This window comes from Helicobacter sp. T3_23-1059, from assembly GCF_053654515.1.
On the sequence record NZ_JBSIUV010000235.1, the window covers coordinates 1 to 441 of the forward strand.

Here is a 441-nt window from a genome sequence, read left to right on the forward strand (position 1 = left end):
GTGCTTGTGTGGAGTTGATTTGGGTTTGTAAATCTTGGATTTTGCCTTGTTTTTCTGTGATTTTTGCTTGCAATTCTTGGATTTTGTCCATTTTTTGTCCTTTGTGGTAGATTTGACTTTTTAGCTAAAAAGTTTTATAATGCGCTTGACTTTGGGTAGGATACTATCTAATTCAAGGACGGGCTAATAACCCGATGACTTGTAGCGGTTTTTTGCCGTTAGTTGCCCCAAAGTCATTTTTTAAACTGCTTAAAACTTTTGTGTTTCAAAATATCCCCTTTTTCAAAATACATTGTTTTAAAAGCTAGATCATTAGCACCTTTTCTAATGCTTTCAATTATTACATAGTATCCATTTATTTGTTTTCCACTTAAAAATACATCTATACCTAGATTATCTTTTCCTATTGTGTGATAATCCGCATTGTCTGCATATTCTGTA

The 441-nt window shown here is 32.7% G+C and carries 1 protein-coding gene; it reads right to left on the bottom strand.

What is annotated here, in order from left to right; translation table 11 throughout:
* Positions 1-233: 233 nt before the first annotated feature.
* The coding region (locus tag ACWIX0_RS14220) for a PBECR3 domain-containing polyvalent protein (protein WP_454174622.1) at positions 234-441 on the bottom strand (208 nt) is incomplete at its 5' end.